Below are 15,741 nucleotides of genomic sequence, written 5' to 3'. Positions count from 1 at the left end.
GACCGATGGTCGCTGAACTCACCGGCCGCCCGCAGCTGCTGCCCCGCCAGGGCTGGCCCGAGCCGGGGCGCCGTTACGGCGCGCCGTGGATCCTGATGTACCACTCGGTGGCCGACGAGGACGAGGACCCGTACCAACTCACCGTCAGTCCCGAGCGGTTCGCCGCCCAGATGCGCTGGCTGGCGGCCCGCGGCTGGCGCGGGGTCAGTGTCCGCGAGCTGCTCGCGGCCCGGGCGGCCGGGCGGCGCGAGCGGCTGGTCGGCCTGACCTTCGACGACGGCTACGCCGACTTCGCCCGGCATGCCGTCCCGGTGCTGGCCGGCTACGGCTTCACCGCGACCGCCTACGTGGTGGCCGACCGGCTCGGCGAGGACAACGGCTGGGACGTGGAGGGGCCGCGCAAAGCGCTGCTGACTGACCGTCAGGTCCGCGAACTCGCCCGCACCGGCTGGGAGATCGGCTCGCACGGACTGACCCACACGGCGCTGCCCGGGGTGTCGGCCGAGCAGCTGCGGGCCGAGGTGCGGGACAGCCGGGCGGCCCTGGAGGAGCTGGTCGGCGGCCGGGTGGCCGGCTTCTGCTACCCGTACGGCGCGGTGGACGAGCCGGCCGCCCGGGCGGTGGCCGCGGCCGGCTACGACTACGCGGTGGCGATCCAGCACTCGGTGCTGGTCGGGCGGTTCGCGCTGCCGCGCTGCTACGTCGGCGACCGGGACGGGGCCTGGCGGCTGCGGGCCAAGCGCGGCCGGCACGGCCTGCGCGACGTGATGACCGAGCTGCGGCGGCGGGGGTCGGCGCGATGAGGGTGCTGCACGTCATCACCGGGCTGGCCGCGGGCGGCGCCGAGCAGCAGCTGCTGCTGACGATCCGGCACCTGCCGCCCGGCATCGCCTGCGAGGTGGCCACGCTGACCAACCCCGGCAGCGTGGCGGCCGCACTGCGGGCCGACGGTGTGCGGGTGCACGAGCTGGGCATGCGCGGCAACCGGGACCTGGCGGTGCTGCCCCGGCTCACCCGGCTGATCCGGCGCGGACGCTACGACGTCGTCCACACCCACCTCTACCGGGCGGGCCTGTACGGCCGGTTGGCGGCGCGGCTGGCCGGGGTGCGGGTGGTGCTGGCCACCGAGCACTCGCTGCACGCCGGCACGATCGAGGGCCGCACGGTCGGCGCCGGGGTGAAGTCGCTCTACCTGGTGGCCGAGCGGCTCGGCAGCACCACGGTGGCGGTCTCCCGGCAGGTGGCCGGCACGCTGGCCGACTGGGGGGTGCCCGAGCAGCGGGTGGCCGTGCTGCCGAACGGCATCGAGGCGCACCGGTTCACCCCGCCCGGCCGTCCGCGCGACCTGCAGCGCGGCCGGGTCCGGTCCGAACTCGGCATCGCTGCCGATGACTTCGTGGTCGGTGCGGTCGGCCGGCTGGTCCCGGGCAAGCGGTTCGAGGTGCTGGTCGAGGCGCTGCGCGAGCTCTCCCCGAAGGTCCGGCTGCTGGTGGTCGGGGACGGCCCGGAGCGGGATCGGCTGGCCCGGACGGCCGGCGGGCGGGCCGTCTTCACCGGCGAACGCGGTGACGTGCCGGCCCTGTTGACCGCGATGGACGTGCTGGCCGCGCCCTCGGTGGAGGAGACCTTCGGGCTCGCGGTGCTGGAGGGGCTGGCGGCCGGGCTGCCGATCCTGCACAGCGGCTGCCCGGCGCTGGAGGAGCTGCCGCCCGAGGCGGCGCCCGGCGCCCGCAAGCTGCCCTCGGTGGCCGGTGCGTACCGCGAGGCCGTGTTCGACCTGGCCACCCGACCGGCGGCCGCGGTGCTCCCGAGCCCGGCCGCGGTGGCGCACTACGACATCGTCCGCACCGCGGCCCGACTGGGCGAGCTCTACCGGGCGTTGGGGCAGGGCCGGGGGCCCGGGCAGTCGGGAGGGCGAGCTGAGCCGGCCCCGTCCGCCCGCTGACGCCGGAGGACTCCGGGCCCCGCGGGCCGGGCGCCGCGGGGCCCGGCCGGCCACCGGCGGGCGGCACCCCGCCATCACGCTGCGGATGTGCGTCCGCAGGAAGTCTGAGTCCTCCCCGGCACCGACCGGGGGACGCATCGGAGGTATGAGATGACCGCTCCACTGAAGAAGGTCCGGTCCGCGGCCGGGCGTTGGTGGCCGCTGGCGGTGGCCGTGCCGCTGGGCGCGGCGGCCGGGGCCGGCTACGCGGTGGCGACGCCGCCGTCCTACGCGGCCAACTCCTACGTGGTGGTGGTCCCGGAGAACAGCACCGAGCCGGGGGTGGCGGTCAACTTCGCCCAGGCGTACGGCCGGCTGGCCGGGCAGCCGCAGGTGCTGGCGCTGGCCGCGGCCGACGCCGGGCGCAGCGGGGCCGAGCTCGCCTCCCTGGTGCACGGGACCACCTCGCCGGACGCGCCGGTGATCGAGATCGACGGCACCGGGCAGCACCCGGGCGACGCGGTGAAGTCCGCCGACGCGGTGGCCAAGGCGCTGATCACCTTCGGCAACACCAGCTCGAAGGAGACCGGGGTCAAGCTGGTCCCGCTGGCGGCCGCCGCCGAGCCGGACCGGCCGAGCACGCCGAGCGGGAAGCTCGACGTGGCGGTGGGCGCCGCGGCCGGGGTGCTGGTCGGGGCACTGGGGATGATGGTCCGGCGCAGGCCCGCCGCGGAGCGCGGTGCGGAGCTCCCGGGGGTGGCCCAGGTGACCGTCCCGCAGCCCAGCGCGGAGCCGGCCGCCGCCGAGTCCGACCCCGCGCCCGAGTCGACCGGGGCCACCAGGGAGCCGGCCGGGAGCAAGAAGTGAGCGCCGTCCACCCCGAACGCGCCACCGCCCAGGTCCCGCCGGCCCGGGCCGGCCGGGGCGCACCGGGCCCCGTGTGGACCAGCGAGGTCCGCACCGAGGACGACGCACTGGTCACCCTGGCCGCCGAGTGGCAGGACCTGGCGGACCGCTGCCCCACCGCGACCCCGTTCCAGTCCGCGGCCTGGCAGGCCTCCTGGTGGCGCGCCTACGGCCGTCCGGGCCGGCTCCGGGTGGTGCTGGTGCGCCGGGACGGGCAGCTGGTCGGGGCCGCGGCGCTGACGGCGCACCGGGGCGGGCGGCTGACCGGACTGGGCGGCGGGCTGATCGACTTCACCGAGGTGCTCCTCGACCGGGAGTGCGCCGAGCAGGCCGCCGCGCAGCTGGCCGCCGCGCTGCCGCTGCACCGTCCCTGGCAGTTGCTGGAACTGCACGAGGTGCGCCCCGGCTCGGCCGCTCACCTGGTGTACGCGGCCTGGACCGGCCGCCGCCACCAGCTGCTGGACTCGGTCTGCCAGCACCTGCCCGCCGTGCCGATGGACGAGCTGCTGGGCCGGCTGCCCGGGCGCACCGCGCAGCGCAGCCGGGCCAAGCAGCGCAAGCTGCTGGAGGCGGGGGTGGCGGCCCGGCGGGTGCCGGTGGAGGAGAGCGCCGCGGCGATGGGCGAGCTGCTGCAGCTGCACGCGCTGCAGTGGGAGAGCCGCACGGTCACCCCGGAGCACGTCAGCGCGCGGTTCGGGCAGCACCTGGCGGAGTCCACCGCGGGCCTGGCCCGGCTCGGCCAGGCGGTGGTCTACCGCTACTACCTGGAGGAGGAGCTGCTGGCCGTGGACCTGCTGCTGCTCTGCCCGTCCTTCGCCGGGCTGTACCTGTACGGCGCGCACCCGAGGCTCCGGGAGCGGATCGACATCGCGGGTCTGCTCTTCGGCACCTCGCTGGAGGTGGCGGTGGGAGCCGGCATCCCGGAGCTGAGCCTGATGCGCGGCGAGGAGCCGTACAAGCAGCGCTGGCGCCCCGAGCGGGAGCGCAACCACCGGCTGCTGCTGGGCCCGCGCCACTTCGCGGGGGGCCTGAGCCTGCGGCTGGCCGTGGTGCGGTCGCGCGCCGCGCTGGCGCCGCGGCTGCGCGAGCCGGCCCGCCGGCTGCGGGCCCTGCTCGGTCGCTGACGGCGGATCACTCCTCCCGCAGCGCCGGGAAGCCGGGCAGCTGCGGGAAGCCGGACGGGAAGCCGGGGAACACCGGCCAGCCCGGGCGCGGCGGGGCCGACGGGGTGGCCGAGGGCGCGGCGGACGGCGGCTCGGGCGCGGTCGAGGGGGTGGCCGACGGGCCGGGGGAGGCGCTCGGCCGCGGTCGGCCCGGGGTCTGCGGCCGCCCGGGGGAGACCGGGGCGGCACCCTGGGAGCCGTTCATCAGCTGCTGGTAGGCCTGGCTGGCGCGGGGGTTGTCGTGGCACTCCCACATGCCGTGCGGGCAGTAGTCGGTCAGTGTCTGGTAGGCGGTGTCGTGGGTGCGCATCCAGTCGACCATCCGGCGGACGAACTCCGGGTTGTCGCCGTTGTGGAACAGGCCCCACTCCGGGTAGGAGACCGGCTTGCCGCGGCGGGCGGCGAACTCCACCTGGTCCTCCAGGCCGTACGGCTCGAGGACGAAGTCGTCGAAGGTGGCGCCGGCCGGCTGGTCGTAGCTGTCGGTGCCGATGATGTCCACCACGTCGTCGCCCGGGTAGCACTTGGTCCAGGCGATCGCGTCCAGCCCGCGGTTCGGGGTGAAGTCGAACCTGAACCGCTGGCCGGGCACCGAGCGCATCACCCCGACGATCCGGCGCCAGTAGGCCTTCCAGGCGGCCGGGTCGGGCTTGCAGCGGCTGCTGTAGGTGATGCCGTTCATCTCCCAGCCGGGCACCAGCACGGTGTCGGCGCCGCCGAGCGCGACCAGCTTGCGGGCGAGCCGGAGGAAGTGCTGGTCGAAGGCGCCCTGGGCGCCCTGGCCGAGCAGCCGGGCCACCTGGTCGTCCGGCAGGTCGCCCTCGTTGGGCACCACCATCGGCACGTTGAGCACCAGGGTCCGGTTGCGGTCGGCCAGCCGCCACTGCGACCACAGGGCGAGCACCTTGGTCTCGCCCTCGACGTCGGCCCAGCTGTTTCCGGCCAGGTAGGTGTGGCCGACCTGCATGTTGGCGTTGCCGAGCCAGTTCTCCATCCGGGCGATCTGCGGGATGTAGTTGTCCCAGGAGCCGACGAAGGCGCCGAACGGGACCTCGTGGCTGGCCATCCGGGTGGCGGGCCGGGGCGCGGCGGAGCGCGGCGCGGGGCTGGGCGGCGCGGTGGCGGCCGGCCCGCGGTCGGCCGTGGTCAGCGGACCGCCGCCGCTCTCCAGGCCGGCGGTGGTGAGCAGCACCAGGGCGGCGGCGGCCAGGGTCAGGCGGCCCAGTCGCATCGTGTCTCCTCCGAGCTCGCCGTGTGCGCGTCCGGACCGAGAGTAATCCGAGCCGCCGTCAGAAAAGCCGAATGTCACTCTAAAGTGGACAATTGTCGCGAGCCTGGTCGAATCCGACGGGACGCGGTCGGGATTCTGATCGATCGTCAGCCGCCGACCCGGCGGTGCACACTCGTCCGGCTCGGCCGTCCGGCCCCCGCCGATTGTCCGGTAATCAGTCCGCACGCTGGACGACCGGCCCCGTCATGCTGACGCCGGACCCTCGGCCAGGTACCCTCCCGAGGTGTCCTGGAAGCCGCTTCGAACTCTGACCCCCCGCTCCGCGCTGCCCGCCGCGGCGGTGCTGCTGGTCCTCGGCGTGGGCGCCGCCGCACACGCCAACCGCCCGGTGCCGTTCGGCGACCAGGTCTCGGCGCCCGGCAACGCCGGCGCCAGCCCGGTCGGCGCGCAGGCCGCCGACCCGGTGACCCCGGACTTCCGGGTGGGCCCGGGCCTGGAGGCCTACGACCCGGCCGACGGCTCGCTGCTCTGGTCCTACCGGCGGGACGGGGCCACCGCCCTGCACGTCTCGGTGCTGGCCCAGAGCGCGGTGGTGGTCTGGGACGACGGCATGATCACCTCGGTCCAGATCACCGACCACGAGGTGCGCTGGCACCGCGCGGTGCCCGGGCTGGCCGACTGGCTGCGCGGCACCGGCGAGCCGGGCGACGACCGGCGCACCGACGCCCAGCGCAAGCAGCTCCAGCTGGAGCGGGCCGCCAGCGCGGTGCAGGCCGTGACCGCCCCCGAGCCCTGGGTGCTGGCCGTCACACCCGGCCTGACCATGGGCTTCCGGGACCGTGACGGGGATCTCAGATTCAACTCCCGCCCGGCGGGCGGCTGCCTCTACGACCCGGCGCGCGCCGTCGCCACCGACTCCACCGTGATGCTGCCGCGCGCCTGCACCGGCACCACCAGCGCCGGGCGCGCGCTGCCGGGCGGCATCACCGGGTTCCGGCTGGACGGGCACGGCTACGTGCTCAATGCCGGCCCCAAGGTGCAGCTCAAGCGGCTCGACGGGCACCGGGTGCGGATCGACGACGGCCCGCTGGTCGGCTCCACCGTCTTCGACACCGACCTGGGCGCCCCGGAGACCCCGTGCCAGAACCCGGCCGCCCCGTTCGCGGCGCTGCACCCGCAGACCGGCTGCCCGGTGCCGGGCGCGGGCTGAGTCCCGGGGCCGGTATTTCCTCCGGGCACCCTCCGGGCGCCCGGTAGACTCGTCCGCATGGCTGCTTCCCTTCTGCATTAGCGCGGCGAACCGCCAGCTCGCCCTGTCCACCGCCGCGTCCCGCCCCAGGAGTACCGACCAGCCATGATTTCCGCCAACGCCCTCGAACTGCGCGCCGGCGCCCGCATCCTCATCGAGTCCGCCAGCTTCCGGATCGCCCCCGGCGACCGGATCGGCCTGGTCGGCCGCAACGGTGCCGGCAAGACCACCCTGACCAAGGTGCTGGCCGGCGAGGGCCTGCCGGCCGGCGGCACCGTGACCCGCTCCGGCGAGGTCGGCTACCTCCCGCAGGACCCGCGCACCGGCGACCTCGACGTGCTGGCCCGCGACCGGATCCTCTCCGCGCGCGGCCTGGACACCGTGCTGAAGAAGATGCGCGAGAACGAGGAGCGGATGGCCAACGGCAAGGGCGCCACCCGCGACAACGCGATGAAGAAGTACGCCCGGCTGGAGACCGAGTTCCTCACCAAGGGCGGCTACGCGGCCGAGGCCGAGGCCGCCACCATCGCGGCCGCGCTGGGCCTGCCGGACCGGATCCTCGGCCAGGAGCTGCACACCCTCTCGGGCGGTCAGCGCCGCCGGGTCGAGCTGGCCCGGATCCTCTTCTCGGACGCCGACATCCTGCTGCTGGACGAGCCCACCAACCACCTCGACGCCGACTCGATCAGCTGGCTGCGGGACTTCCTGAAGACCTACAAGGGCGGCTTCATCGTCATCTCGCACGACGTCGACCTGGTCGAGACGGTGGTCAACAAGGTCTTCTACCTGGACGCCAACCGCTCCTGCATCGACGTCTACAACATGGGCTGGAAGCAGTACCAGCAGCAGCGCGAGGACGACGAGAAGCGCCGCAAGCGCGAGCGGGCGAACGCCGAGAAGAAGGCCGCCACGCTGAACGCGCAGGCCGACAAGATGCGCGCCAAGGCGACCAAGACGGTGGCCGCGCAGAACATGGCCCGCCGCGCCGAGAAGCTGCTCTCCGGCCTGGAGGAGGTGCGGGCCGGTGACAAGGTGGCCAAGCTGCGCTTCCCGGACCCGGCCCCGTGCGGCAAGACCCCGCTGACGGCCAGTGGGCTCTCCAAGTCCTACGGCTCGCTGGAGATCTTCACCGACGTCGACCTGGCGATCGACCGCGGTTCCCGGGTCGTGGTGCTCGGCCTGAACGGTGCCGGCAAGACCACCCTGCTGCGGATGCTGGCCGGCGTCGAGCAGCCGGACACCGGCGAGGTGATCCCGGGTCACGGCCTGAAGATCGGCTACTACGCCCAGGAGCACGAGACGCTCGACCCCGAGCGCACGGTGCTGGAGAACATGCGGTCCTCCGCGCCGGACACCGACCTGGTGCAGATCCGCAAGATCCTCGGCTCCTTCCTGTTCTCCGGCGACGACGTCGACAAGCCGGCCGGGGTGCTCTCCGGCGGTGAGAAGACCCGGCTCGCGCTGGCCTCGCTGGTGGTCTCCTCGGCCAACGTGCTGCTGCTCGACGAGCCGACCAACAACCTGGACCCGGCCAGCCGCGAGGAGATCCTCGGCGCGCTGCGCACCTTCACCGGCGCGGTGGTGCTGGTCACCCACGACGAGGGCGCGGTCGACGCGCTGGAGCCGGAGCGGATCATCCTGCTGCCGGACGGCGTCGAGGACCTGTGGACCCCGGCCTACCACGACCTGGTCTCCCTGGCCTGACCCCGGCCGGTCGTGCGCCGACCGCCCAGCCCCCCCGCACGCAGTGACGTCGCCCGCGCCCGGTCCGCCGGTCGCGGGCGGCGCCGTTCCGTAGACACGTGCTCCTGCATCCGGCCGATGATCTCTCATCAGCCGGACGGATCCGGGAATGCCGGGGCGCCGGATTCCGTTTTAACTTCCCCACCTGGTCGCGGCCGGTGGCCGACCCTGCTGATCAGCTGTTTCACGCTCCGCAGCCGTCCTGCCCGGGGGCGTGCGCACCCAGGGTGAGCGCCCCGCTGCGCAGGCGGTACCACTCGGCACCGCTCCTTTCGTCCGACAACCCTTGTCGAATGGGTGGCCAGGAGCCGGGGGATGGGTGATCATGGGAATCTGACCGAGCAAAGCTACGAGGAGGCACGGGTGGCCGAGACTCTGAAAAAGGGCAGCCGGGTGACTGGTGCCGCGCGTGAGAAGCTCGCGGCCGAACTGAAGAAGAAGTACGACTCCGGGGCGAGCATCCGCGCGCTCGCGGAGGAGACCGGCCGCTCCTACGGCTTCGTGCACCGCATGTTGAGCGAGTCCGGGGTGAACCTCCGGGGTCGTGGTGGCGCCACGCGCGGGAAGGCCAAGGCTGCGGCAGCAGCGGGATCCTGACGGGTCGTCAAGCCGAGGTCCGACCCCGCTCCGGAGCAGTGGGCGCGGTTCGTCCGCAGTACTCGGCGCACCATCTGACGCACTGTCAGGCAGATCGATCGACGCATCGGCGACCGTGATCGGCGCCCCTCCCTCGGCCGTGCGGCCGGGAGGCGCCCGCCATGGCCGCCGATCGTCGTGTCCGCGGCACAGTCGGCCCCGCCGCCGGTGGTACCCAACTCCCCGGCAATAAGTTACTCTCCGGTAGAACCGCGGGCAGCGAGTGGAGCCTGCCCGGAATCCGCCGGAGGTGGCCATGACCGCGCCCGTCCCGACCCTTGCCGACCCGGCCGCACTGGAGGCCGCCGGCATCCGGGTGGAGCTGGAGGGGGAGCTGGCGGTGGTCACGCTCTGCAGTCCCAAGCGGCGCAACGCGCAGAGCCCCGCGATGTGGCGCGCCCTGGCCGCGGTCGGGCGCGAGCTGCCCGGCACCGTGCGGGTGGTGCTGCTGAAGGCCGACGGCGTCTCCTTCTCGGCCGGCCTGGACCGCGCGATGTTCACCCCCGAGGGGATTCCCGGCGAGCCGAACTTCCTCGCCCTGGCGGCCGCCCCGGACCAGGAGCTGGACGCCGCGATCGCCGGCTACCAGGAGGGCTTCACCTGGTGGCGGCGGCCCGACCTGGTCACCGTCGCCGCGGTGCAGGGCCACGCGGTGGGCGCCGGGTTCCAGTTGGCGCTCGCCTGCGACCTGCGGGTCTGCGCGGAGGACGTGCAGTTCTCGATGAAGGAGACCTCGCTCGGCCTGGTCCCCGACCTGACCGGCACCAAGCCGCTGACCGACCTGGTCGGCTACGCCCGCGCGCTGGAGATGTGCGCCACCGGCCGGTGGATCGGCGCCGCCGAGGCGGCCGCCACCGGGCTGGCCAACCGGGTGGTCCCGGGCGAGGAACTGGAGGCCGCCGCCCGGGCGCTGGCCGCCGAGCTGCTGGCGGCGCCGCGCAACGCGGTGATCGAGACCAAGGCGCTGCTGCAGGGCGCCGGCGGGCGCGACCACGAGGAGCAGCGCGCCGCCGAGCGCGCCGCCCAGGCGCGCCGGCTGCGGGACCTGGCGGGGATCGGGGACTGACGGTCCCTTCCCGACCCGCCGCTTGATCAGCGAGGCCCGGCTCCGAGGGGGGAGAGCCGGGCCTCGCTTTTTTGTTGTCGGGGTGGCGGGGTCGGCTCCGAGGGTGGGGGTACCTCCCGGCCGGAGGCTGGGGGAGAGAGCCGGGCCTCGCTTTTTTGTTGTCGGGTGGTGGGAGCCGGCTCCGAGGCCCCGGTGGTGTGGCTCCGGGGTGCCGCCGTTCCGGGAGCGGGTTTCGTGGCGGAATGTCAGAGTTGGGGCAGTTTGCGGTATAGCTGGACCCGTACCCCTGGAGGCACTCCCATGCCCGACACGCCCAAACCGTCCGACCTGCCCCACGCCGCCGCGCCGCACCACGTCACAGCCGTGCCGGCCGCCGACTCGGGGGAGGACCGCGGCCGCACCGCGCTGGCGGACGGCGTGGTGGAGAAGATCGCCGGGATGGCCGCCCGCGAGGTGCCCGGGATCCACGCGCTCGGCTCAGGGCTGGCACGCACCTTCGGCGCGATGCGCGACCGGGTGCCGGGCGGCCGGTCCAGCGTCTCCCGGGGGATCAAGGCCGAGGTGGGCGAGCGGCAGACCGCGATCGACATCGCCCTGGTGGTCGAGTACGGCGTGGTGATCCCCGAGCTCGCGGCGGCCGTGCGGCGCAACATCATCGCCGCCGTCGAGCGGATGACCGGGCTCGAAGTGGTCGAGGTGAACATCGCGGTCAACGACGTCCACCTGCCCGACGAACCGGATGAGGAGGAGGGCGAGGAGCCCGCCTCCACCGGGCGGCGGTCCCGGGTCCAGTAGCCCTTCCGCAGCGCTAGGGAGTCCTCGATGAATCTCGCCCTGGTCGGCCTGGTGGCCGGCATGGCCCTCGGCTTCGCCGGCTACTTCGGCGGGTTCGCCGCCTTCCTGCTGGTGGCGGTGCTCGGCGCGGTCGGCTTCGTGGTCGGCCGGTTGCTGGAGGGCGACCTGGACCTGGGCGACCTGGGCGACCTGCTGCGCAGCCGCGACCGGCGCCGCTGATGCCCGGCGGCGGCCCGGCGGCGGGCGGGACGCGATGACGGCGGGGGAGCTGCGCCGAGTCGGCGGATGGGGACCGGACACCGGACGGCAGACCCCGCCGGTCCGGCGCGGACGGCTGCGGATCGCGGACCGGGTGCTGGTCCGGATCGCCTGGCTCGCGGCGCGCCAGGCGCTGGCGGCCGGCCCGGAGGACGCGCCGCGGGTCTCGGTGGAGGTGGCCGGCGGGACGGCCCGGGTGCGGGTCGGGGTGGCGCTGGACTTCGGCTCGGACCTGGCGGGCCAGGCCGGACTGGTGCGGGCGGCGGTGGCGGACCGGGTGGGTGCGCTGACCGGGATCCCGGCGCAGGACGTGGTCGTGGTGGTGGAGCGGCTGAAGGTGGGTCAGCCGGATGACTGAGCCGACGCCGACGCCGACGCCGACGCCGGCCCCGACGCCGACGCCCACGCCGGTGGTGCGGGTGCGCGGGCCGCGGTCGGAGCGGGTGCGGCCCGCCCTGGTGGTCGGGGTGCTGCTGCTGGCCGGGACGGGGCTGCTGCTGTACGACGCGGCGGCCTCGTGGAGCGGGCACCGGGCCGGCAGCTGGCGCAGCCGGGTCGCGCACGAGCTGGCCACCCGGCCGGTGGGCTCGGGGTGGGTGGTGGCGGGTGCGGTGCTGGTCGCGCTGCTGGGCGGCTGGCTGCTGGTGCTGGCCTGTGCCTCCGGGGAGCGGCGCTGGCTGCCGCTGCGCGGGGCGCCGGGGGCGGTGGTCGACCGGGTCGGCGTGGCGGCACTGCTGGACACCCGGGTGGCGGAGCTGCCGATGGTGGCGGCCGCCCGGGTGCGGGTGGGGAGGCGGCGGGCCCGGGTCACCGTGTTCGGCAGCGCCGACCTGGCGCAGGTGCGGCAGGAGGCCGCCGCGGAGCTGGCCCGGGTGGGGCTGGTCCGGGAACCGGAGCTGCGGGTGCGCGGGCGGGCGGCCCGGCACCGCCCACCGATGCACTGACGCCGAGGCCGCCGCCGGCGCGCCGACGCTCCGGCCGATGCACTGACGATCCGTGGGAAAGGTTGGGACGAGGTGAGCCGATCCACCGTCAACCGGCTGGTGCTCGGACTGGTCGGGGTGGTGCTGCTGGGCGGGGCGCTGTTGGTCCTGGCCGGCGGACTGCACCTGTACCGGCGGCTGGGGGTCGAGCCGCCGTCCGGGTGGCCGCTGACCTCGGCGGACGGGCCGGTGCTGAGCACGGCCGAACGGACCAGGTGGCGGGACCAGGGCTGGTGGTGGCCGGCGGTGGTGGGCGGCCTGGCGGTGGTGGCGCTGCTGGTGCTCTGGTGGTTGAGCGCGCAGCTGCGGCGCCCGGTCCCGCCGGAGCTGGACCGGGCCGACCCGCAGCCCCCCGGCCTGCAGCTGCGGGTGCGCTCGGCGGCGCTGGCCGCGGCGGTGCAGGAGGCGGCGGTGCGGCTGCCCCGGGTGACGGCGGCCCGGGTGGCGCTGGCGGGGCGGCGGGCGCCGACGCTGCGGGCGGTCCTGCTGCTGGAGCCCGGGTCGGACCCGGCGGGCACCGTGACCGACTTCACCTCCGGGCCGCACGCCGCCGCGGGGCAGGCCCTGGGCCTGCCGGACCCGCTCCCGCTGGACCTGCGCCTCCAGGTGTCGCCCACCCCGGCGCCGCAACCGGTTCGCGCGGCCCGCCGCCACCGCCGCACCCCGCGCGTGCAGTAGTCCCCGCGGATCCGCGGGACGGGGTGTCAGAGACCGTGCATGGCGCCGCCGTCGACCGGGATCATCAGGCCGGTGAGGTACGAGGCGGCGGGCGAGAGGGCGAAGGCGGCGACCCGGCCGAACTCCTCGGGGGTGCCGTAGCGGCCCAGCGGGATGCGCGCGCTCGCCTCGGCGCGGGCCGCGGCGGGGTCGGCGGCGAGCGAGTCGAGCTCGCGGACCCGGTCGGTGTCGATCCGGGCCGGGAGCAGGCCGAGCACCCGGATGCCGCGCGGACCCAGCTCGTTGGCGAGCGACTTGGCGGCCATGCCCAGCCCGGGTCGCAGTCCGTTGGAGACGCCGAGCCCGGCGATCGGCTCGCGCACCGAGCTGGAGAGCACGAAGGCGATCACCCCGCCCTCCGCCAGTCGGCCGGCCGCGGCCCGGGCCAGCCGCAGGGCCCCCAGGAAGACGGTCTCGAAGGCGCCGCGCCAGGTGTCGTCCCCGGTGGTCAGCACCGGACCGGCGGCCGGGCCGCCCACGCTGATCAGGATCCCGTCGAACCGGCCGAACCGTTCGACGGCGGTGGCGACCGCCCGCTCGGCGGCGGCCTCGTCACCGTTGTCCGCGACCAGCCCCACGGCGCGGTCGGGGCCGCCGAGCTCGGCGGCGGCCGCGTCCAGCCGGTCCTGCTGACGGCCCGTCAGCACCACCCTGGCGCCGTCGGCCACCAGCTCCCGCGCGGCCGCCAGGCCCAGGCCCCGGCTGGCGCCGGTGACCACGTACACCCTGTCCTGCAATCCAAGATCCATGCCGCCCATCCTGCCGCACGACCGCGGGCCGGGCGGGCCGGGCGGGCCGCGGGGCGGTGGCTACGGGACCGGTTCGGCCACCGGTTCGGCGGCGAGCGCCGCCACCGCCGCGCCGGCCCGGCGGTCGCGGGCCTCGCGGCGGATCATGATCAGCAGGCCGACCGGGACCAGGGCGGCGAACAGCCACCACTGGATGGCGTAGGCCATGTGCGGGCCGATGTCCGAGTGCTCCGGCTCGGGGAGGGCCTGCGGCGCGGCGGCGGGGGACGGGACCGAGCTCGCCAGCTCCAGGTAGCCGCCGAGCACCGCGGTGCCGTCCGCCTTGGCCTGCTGCTCGCTGTTGATCAGCATGAACTGCCGGTCCGGCAGCCCGCCGCGGTCCGGGATGCCGCTGGAGGCGTGCGTCTCGTCGGCCCGCAGCCGCCCGGTCACCGTCACCTGCCCGCTCGGCGCGGCCGGCACCGGGGGGTACTGGAGCGCGTCCGGGCCCGAGTCCACCCAGCCGCGGTTGACCAGCACCTCGCCGCGGCCGTCGGCCAGCCGCAGCGGGGTGACGACGAAGAAGCCGATCGTGCTGCCGTCCGCCGCGGTGCGCCGGCGGATGACGATCTCGTGCGCGGTGTCGTACTCGCCGGTCGCGGTGACCGTCCGCCAGGTGAGGTCCGTGGGGACGGCGAAGCCCGGGCCGGTGGAGAGCGAGTCGAAGGCGACCGGCGCGGCCTTCAGGCTCTGGCCGATCAGGTTGTTGCGGGCGACCCGCGCCTCGTGCCGGTGCAGCTGCCAGAACCCGAGCTTGATGCAGGCCGGGATCAGCAACAGGGCGATCAGCGTGGTGATCGCCCAGCGCCAGGAGAGCAGAAAACGGTACACACCCGGCACGCTACGCCCCGATCCCGCGGGCTCAGCCACCGGGGTGCGGAGCCACGTCCGAGAGCAGCTGCAGGAAGGCGTCCTCGCCGATCACCGGCGTGCCCACCTCCCGCGCCTTGCGGGCCTTCCCGCTCCAGCTGCCGGGCTCGTTGGTGACCAGCAGGCTGGTGAGCCGGCTCACAGAGGAGGCGATGTGCAGGCCGGCCGCGATCGCCCGGTCCTCCAGCAGCTCCCGGTCGGTCGCGGTGTCCCCGGTGATCGCCACCCGCATGCCCTGGACCAGCGGGCCGTCCTGCTGCCACCGGCCCGGATTGGGGTAGGGGCAGGCGGGCCGCTTGCGGGCGGGCCGGTAGGAGGAGCCCCAGGACCCTCCCGAGGCCGGCGCGGCCGGGGCGCCGGCCGCGTCCTCGCCCAGGTCGGTGACCGCCACGCAGGTGGTCAGCGGCAGCGGGACGCCGCCGCTGAGGGCCAGCTGCAGGCTGGGCCGGAAGGCCTCGGCCAGCACCCGGGCGTCGTCCAGCGCGTTGTGCGCGTGCCGCTGCTGCACCCCGAAGTACTGGGCCAGGGTGGCCAGCTTGCCGTTCGGCAGCGGCAGCCCGAGGTCGCGGGAGAGCACCATGGTGCACAGCCGCTGCTCCACCGGCGCGCGCAGCCCGGCGCGGGAGAACTCACGGGAGATCATGTTCCAGTCGAAGAGCGCGTTGTGCGCCACCATCACCCGCCCGCGCAGCCGCTCGGCGAACTCCCCGGCGATCTCCGGGAAGGTCGGCGCGTCGGCCAGCATCGCGGTGGTGAGCCCGTGGATCCAGACCGGGCCGGGATCACGCAGCGGGTTGACCAGGGTGTACCAGTGGTCCACCACCTCGCCCGCCTCGTCCAGGCGGTAGACACCGGCCGAGATCACCCGGTCGGTGCGGCCCAGGCCCGTGGTCTCCACGTCGACCACCGCGTAGCCCGGGCGGGCGTCGGCCGCGGGCGCACCGGTGCGCTGCGAGGGGAGCGGGCCGGAGGAGGGCTGGAGCGCATGCATGGTGCACCAGCTTAAGGGGAGCGACCGGCGGCGCAGGCATAGAGTGACCAAGGGGGCACGCGGGACCCGTTAGTCATACAGAACGAAGGAATGCACATGCGCGCCACCGTGATCCACGGACCTCAGGACATCCGGATCGAGGAGGTGCCCGACCCGGTGGTGCAGCGGCCGACCGATGCCGTGGTGCGGGTGGTGAACTCCTGCATCTGCGGCAGCGACCTGTGGGCCTACCGCGGGGTGGCCAGTCGCGAGCCCGGGCAGCGGATCGGGCACGAGTTCCTCGGCTTCGTCGAGGCGGTCGGTGCCGAGGTGGCCGACGTCAAGGTGGGCGACTTCGTGGTGGCCCCGTTCGTGTGGTCGGACGGCGTCTGCGAGTTCTGCCGCGAGGGCCTGCAGACCTCCTGCCCGCACGGCGGGTTCT

General features: G+C 75.1%; 18 protein-coding genes. 14 read left to right on the top strand and 4 right to left on the bottom strand.

All coding sequences use genetic code 11. The annotated features are described in order from the left end of the window. Positions 1-5: 5 nt before the first annotated feature. The 4 genes from ACFW1A_RS27305 to ACFW1A_RS27290 all read left to right on the top strand — a co-directional run bounded on the left by ACFW1A_RS27305 (position 6) and on the right by ACFW1A_RS27290 (position 3,954). Positions 6-803: a polysaccharide deacetylase family protein gene (locus tag ACFW1A_RS27305; RefSeq protein WP_380413027.1), complete on the top strand. Its 798-nt coding sequence runs from the start codon at positions 6-8 to the stop codon at positions 801-803. Beyond that, positions 800-1,945, top strand: coding sequence for a glycosyltransferase (locus ACFW1A_RS27300; RefSeq protein WP_380413025.1), 1,146 nt, complete (start codon positions 800-802; stop codon positions 1,943-1,945). Before ACFW1A_RS27305 ends, ACFW1A_RS27300 begins: the two co-directional genes overlap by 4 nt. Positions 1,946-2,095: 150 nt before the next feature. Then, complete coding sequence (locus ACFW1A_RS27295) at positions 2,096-2,791, top strand: lipopolysaccharide biosynthesis protein (RefSeq protein WP_380413023.1); 696 nt, start codon at positions 2,096-2,098, stop codon at positions 2,789-2,791. Further along, positions 2,788-3,954 carry a GNAT family N-acetyltransferase gene (locus ACFW1A_RS27290; RefSeq protein WP_380413021.1) on the top strand — a complete coding sequence of 389 codons (1,167 nt, stop codon included), beginning with the start codon at positions 2,788-2,790 and terminating at the stop codon, positions 3,952-3,954. Before ACFW1A_RS27295 ends, ACFW1A_RS27290 begins: the two co-directional genes overlap by 4 nt. Before the next feature lie 7 nt (positions 3,955-3,961). Here ACFW1A_RS27290 and ACFW1A_RS27285 read toward each other — a convergent pair whose 3' ends face one another. After that, positions 3,962-5,224: a glycosyl hydrolase gene (locus tag ACFW1A_RS27285; RefSeq protein WP_380413019.1), complete on the bottom strand. Its 1,263-nt coding sequence runs from the start codon at positions 5,222-5,224 to the stop codon at positions 3,962-3,964. Between the two features lie 283 nt (positions 5,225-5,507). On the opposite strand from ACFW1A_RS27285, the gene ACFW1A_RS27280 reads away from it, so the two are divergent. The 9 genes from ACFW1A_RS27280 (at position 5,508) to ACFW1A_RS27240 (ending at position 12,632) form a co-directional block, all read left to right on the top strand. Further along, positions 5,508-6,434 (top strand): hypothetical protein, encoded by a 927-nt coding sequence (locus ACFW1A_RS27280; RefSeq protein ID WP_380413017.1) that lies wholly within the window; start codon positions 5,508-5,510, stop codon positions 6,432-6,434. A gap of 144 nt (positions 6,435-6,578) precedes the next feature. Next, the gene (locus ACFW1A_RS27275; protein ID WP_380413015.1) at positions 6,579-8,177 is read left to right on the top strand and encodes an ABC-F family ATP-binding cassette domain-containing protein; all 1,599 of its coding nucleotides are present in this window, start codon (positions 6,579-6,581) and stop codon (positions 8,175-8,177) included. A 402-nt stretch (positions 8,178-8,579) separates the two neighbouring features. After that, positions 8,580-8,813 carry a helix-turn-helix domain-containing protein gene (locus tag ACFW1A_RS27270; protein WP_035843861.1) on the top strand — a complete coding sequence of 78 codons (234 nt, stop codon included), beginning with the start codon at positions 8,580-8,582 and terminating at the stop codon, positions 8,811-8,813. A 295-nt stretch (positions 8,814-9,108) separates the two neighbouring features. Then, a complete protein-coding gene (locus ACFW1A_RS27265) occupies positions 9,109-9,918 on the top strand; it encodes an enoyl-CoA hydratase/isomerase family protein (protein ID WP_380413012.1) in 810 nt (269 codons plus the stop codon). A gap of 300 nt (positions 9,919-10,218) precedes the next feature. Beyond that, positions 10,219-10,713 (top strand): Asp23/Gls24 family envelope stress response protein, encoded by a 495-nt coding sequence (locus tag ACFW1A_RS27260; protein ID WP_380413010.1) that lies wholly within the window; start codon positions 10,219-10,221, stop codon positions 10,711-10,713. A 27-nt stretch (positions 10,714-10,740) separates the two neighbouring features. Further along, positions 10,741-10,932 (top strand): hypothetical protein, encoded by a 192-nt coding sequence (locus ACFW1A_RS27255; RefSeq protein ID WP_380413008.1) that lies wholly within the window; start codon positions 10,741-10,743, stop codon positions 10,930-10,932. A 34-nt stretch (positions 10,933-10,966) separates the two neighbouring features. Next, positions 10,967-11,329 (top strand): hypothetical protein, encoded by a 363-nt coding sequence (locus ACFW1A_RS27250; RefSeq protein WP_380413006.1) that lies wholly within the window; start codon positions 10,967-10,969, stop codon positions 11,327-11,329. Continuing rightward, positions 11,322-11,915: a DUF6286 domain-containing protein gene (locus tag ACFW1A_RS27245; protein ID WP_380413004.1), complete on the top strand. Its 594-nt coding sequence runs from the start codon at positions 11,322-11,324 to the stop codon at positions 11,913-11,915. The genes ACFW1A_RS27250 and ACFW1A_RS27245 overlap by 8 nt, the downstream gene beginning before the upstream one ends. A 72-nt stretch (positions 11,916-11,987) precedes the next feature. Further along, on the top strand, positions 11,988-12,632 hold the full coding sequence (locus ACFW1A_RS27240) for an alkaline shock response membrane anchor protein AmaP (protein ID WP_380413002.1): 645 nt from the start codon (positions 11,988-11,990) through the stop codon (positions 12,630-12,632). A 26-nt stretch (positions 12,633-12,658) separates the two neighbouring features. Here ACFW1A_RS27240 and ACFW1A_RS27235 read toward each other — a convergent pair whose 3' ends face one another. Genes ACFW1A_RS27235 through ACFW1A_RS27225 form a run of 3 tightly spaced genes read right to left on the bottom strand, consistent with a single transcriptional unit; the run spans position 12,659 to position 15,320 of the window. Further along, positions 12,659-13,420, bottom strand: a complete 762-nt coding sequence (locus ACFW1A_RS27235; protein WP_380413000.1) for an SDR family oxidoreductase — start codon at positions 13,418-13,420, stop codon at positions 12,659-12,661. Positions 13,421-13,480: 60 nt separating this feature from the next. Beyond that, positions 13,481-14,290, bottom strand: coding sequence for an SURF1 family protein (locus tag ACFW1A_RS27230; protein WP_380412998.1), 810 nt, complete (start codon positions 14,288-14,290; stop codon positions 13,481-13,483). Between the two features lie 31 nt (positions 14,291-14,321). Next, entirely contained in the window at positions 14,322-15,320 is a 999-nt protein-coding gene (locus tag ACFW1A_RS27225) for a DEDDh family exonuclease (RefSeq protein ID WP_380412996.1), read from the bottom strand. A 96-nt stretch (positions 15,321-15,416) separates the two neighbouring features. On the opposite strand from ACFW1A_RS27225, the gene ACFW1A_RS27220 reads away from it, so the two are divergent. After that, a partial coding sequence (locus ACFW1A_RS27220; protein WP_380412994.1) for an alcohol dehydrogenase catalytic domain-containing protein occupies positions 15,417-15,741 on the top strand: 325 nt, incomplete at its 3' end.

Source organism: Kitasatospora sp. NPDC058965 (genome assembly GCF_042741245.1).
In the GTDB taxonomy this organism is placed as follows: domain Bacteria; phylum Actinomycetota; class Actinomycetes; order Streptomycetales; family Streptomycetaceae; genus Kitasatospora.
This window is presented reverse-complemented; position numbering and strand designations above follow the sequence as displayed.

What these genes read in the sequence shown, in the direction of transcription:
- ACFW1A_RS27305 (WP_380413027.1), top strand. Translation starts at nt 6, where the DNA reads ATGGTCGCTGAACTCACCGGCCGCCCGCAGCTGCTGCCCCGCCAGGGC.
- ACFW1A_RS27300 (WP_380413025.1), top strand. Translation starts at nt 800, where the DNA reads ATGAGGGTGCTGCACGTCATCACCGGGCTGGCCGCGGGCGGCGCCGAG.
- ACFW1A_RS27295 (WP_380413023.1), top strand. Translation starts at nt 2,096, where the DNA reads ATGACCGCTCCACTGAAGAAGGTCCGGTCCGCGGCCGGGCGTTGGTGG.
- ACFW1A_RS27285 (WP_380413019.1), bottom strand. Translation starts at nt 5,224, where the DNA reads ATGCGACTGGGCCGCCTGACCCTGGCCGCCGCCGCCCTGGTGCTGCTC.
- ACFW1A_RS27275 (WP_380413015.1), top strand. Translation starts at nt 6,579, where the DNA reads ATGATTTCCGCCAACGCCCTCGAACTGCGCGCCGGCGCCCGCATCCTC.
- ACFW1A_RS27265 (WP_380413012.1), top strand. Translation starts at nt 9,109, where the DNA reads ATGACCGCGCCCGTCCCGACCCTTGCCGACCCGGCCGCACTGGAGGCC.
- ACFW1A_RS27260 (WP_380413010.1), top strand. Translation starts at nt 10,219, where the DNA reads ATGCCCGACACGCCCAAACCGTCCGACCTGCCCCACGCCGCCGCGCCG.
- ACFW1A_RS27255 (WP_380413008.1), top strand. Translation starts at nt 10,741, where the DNA reads ATGAATCTCGCCCTGGTCGGCCTGGTGGCCGGCATGGCCCTCGGCTTC.
- ACFW1A_RS27250 (WP_380413006.1), top strand. Translation starts at nt 10,967, where the DNA reads ATGACGGCGGGGGAGCTGCGCCGAGTCGGCGGATGGGGACCGGACACC.
- ACFW1A_RS27245 (WP_380413004.1), top strand. Translation starts at nt 11,322, where the DNA reads ATGACTGAGCCGACGCCGACGCCGACGCCGACGCCGGCCCCGACGCCG.
- ACFW1A_RS27235 (WP_380413000.1), bottom strand. Translation starts at nt 13,420, where the DNA reads ATGGATCTTGGATTGCAGGACAGGGTGTACGTGGTCACCGGCGCCAGC.
- ACFW1A_RS27225 (WP_380412996.1), bottom strand. Translation starts at nt 15,320, where the DNA reads ATGCATGCGCTCCAGCCCTCCTCCGGCCCGCTCCCCTCGCAGCGCACC.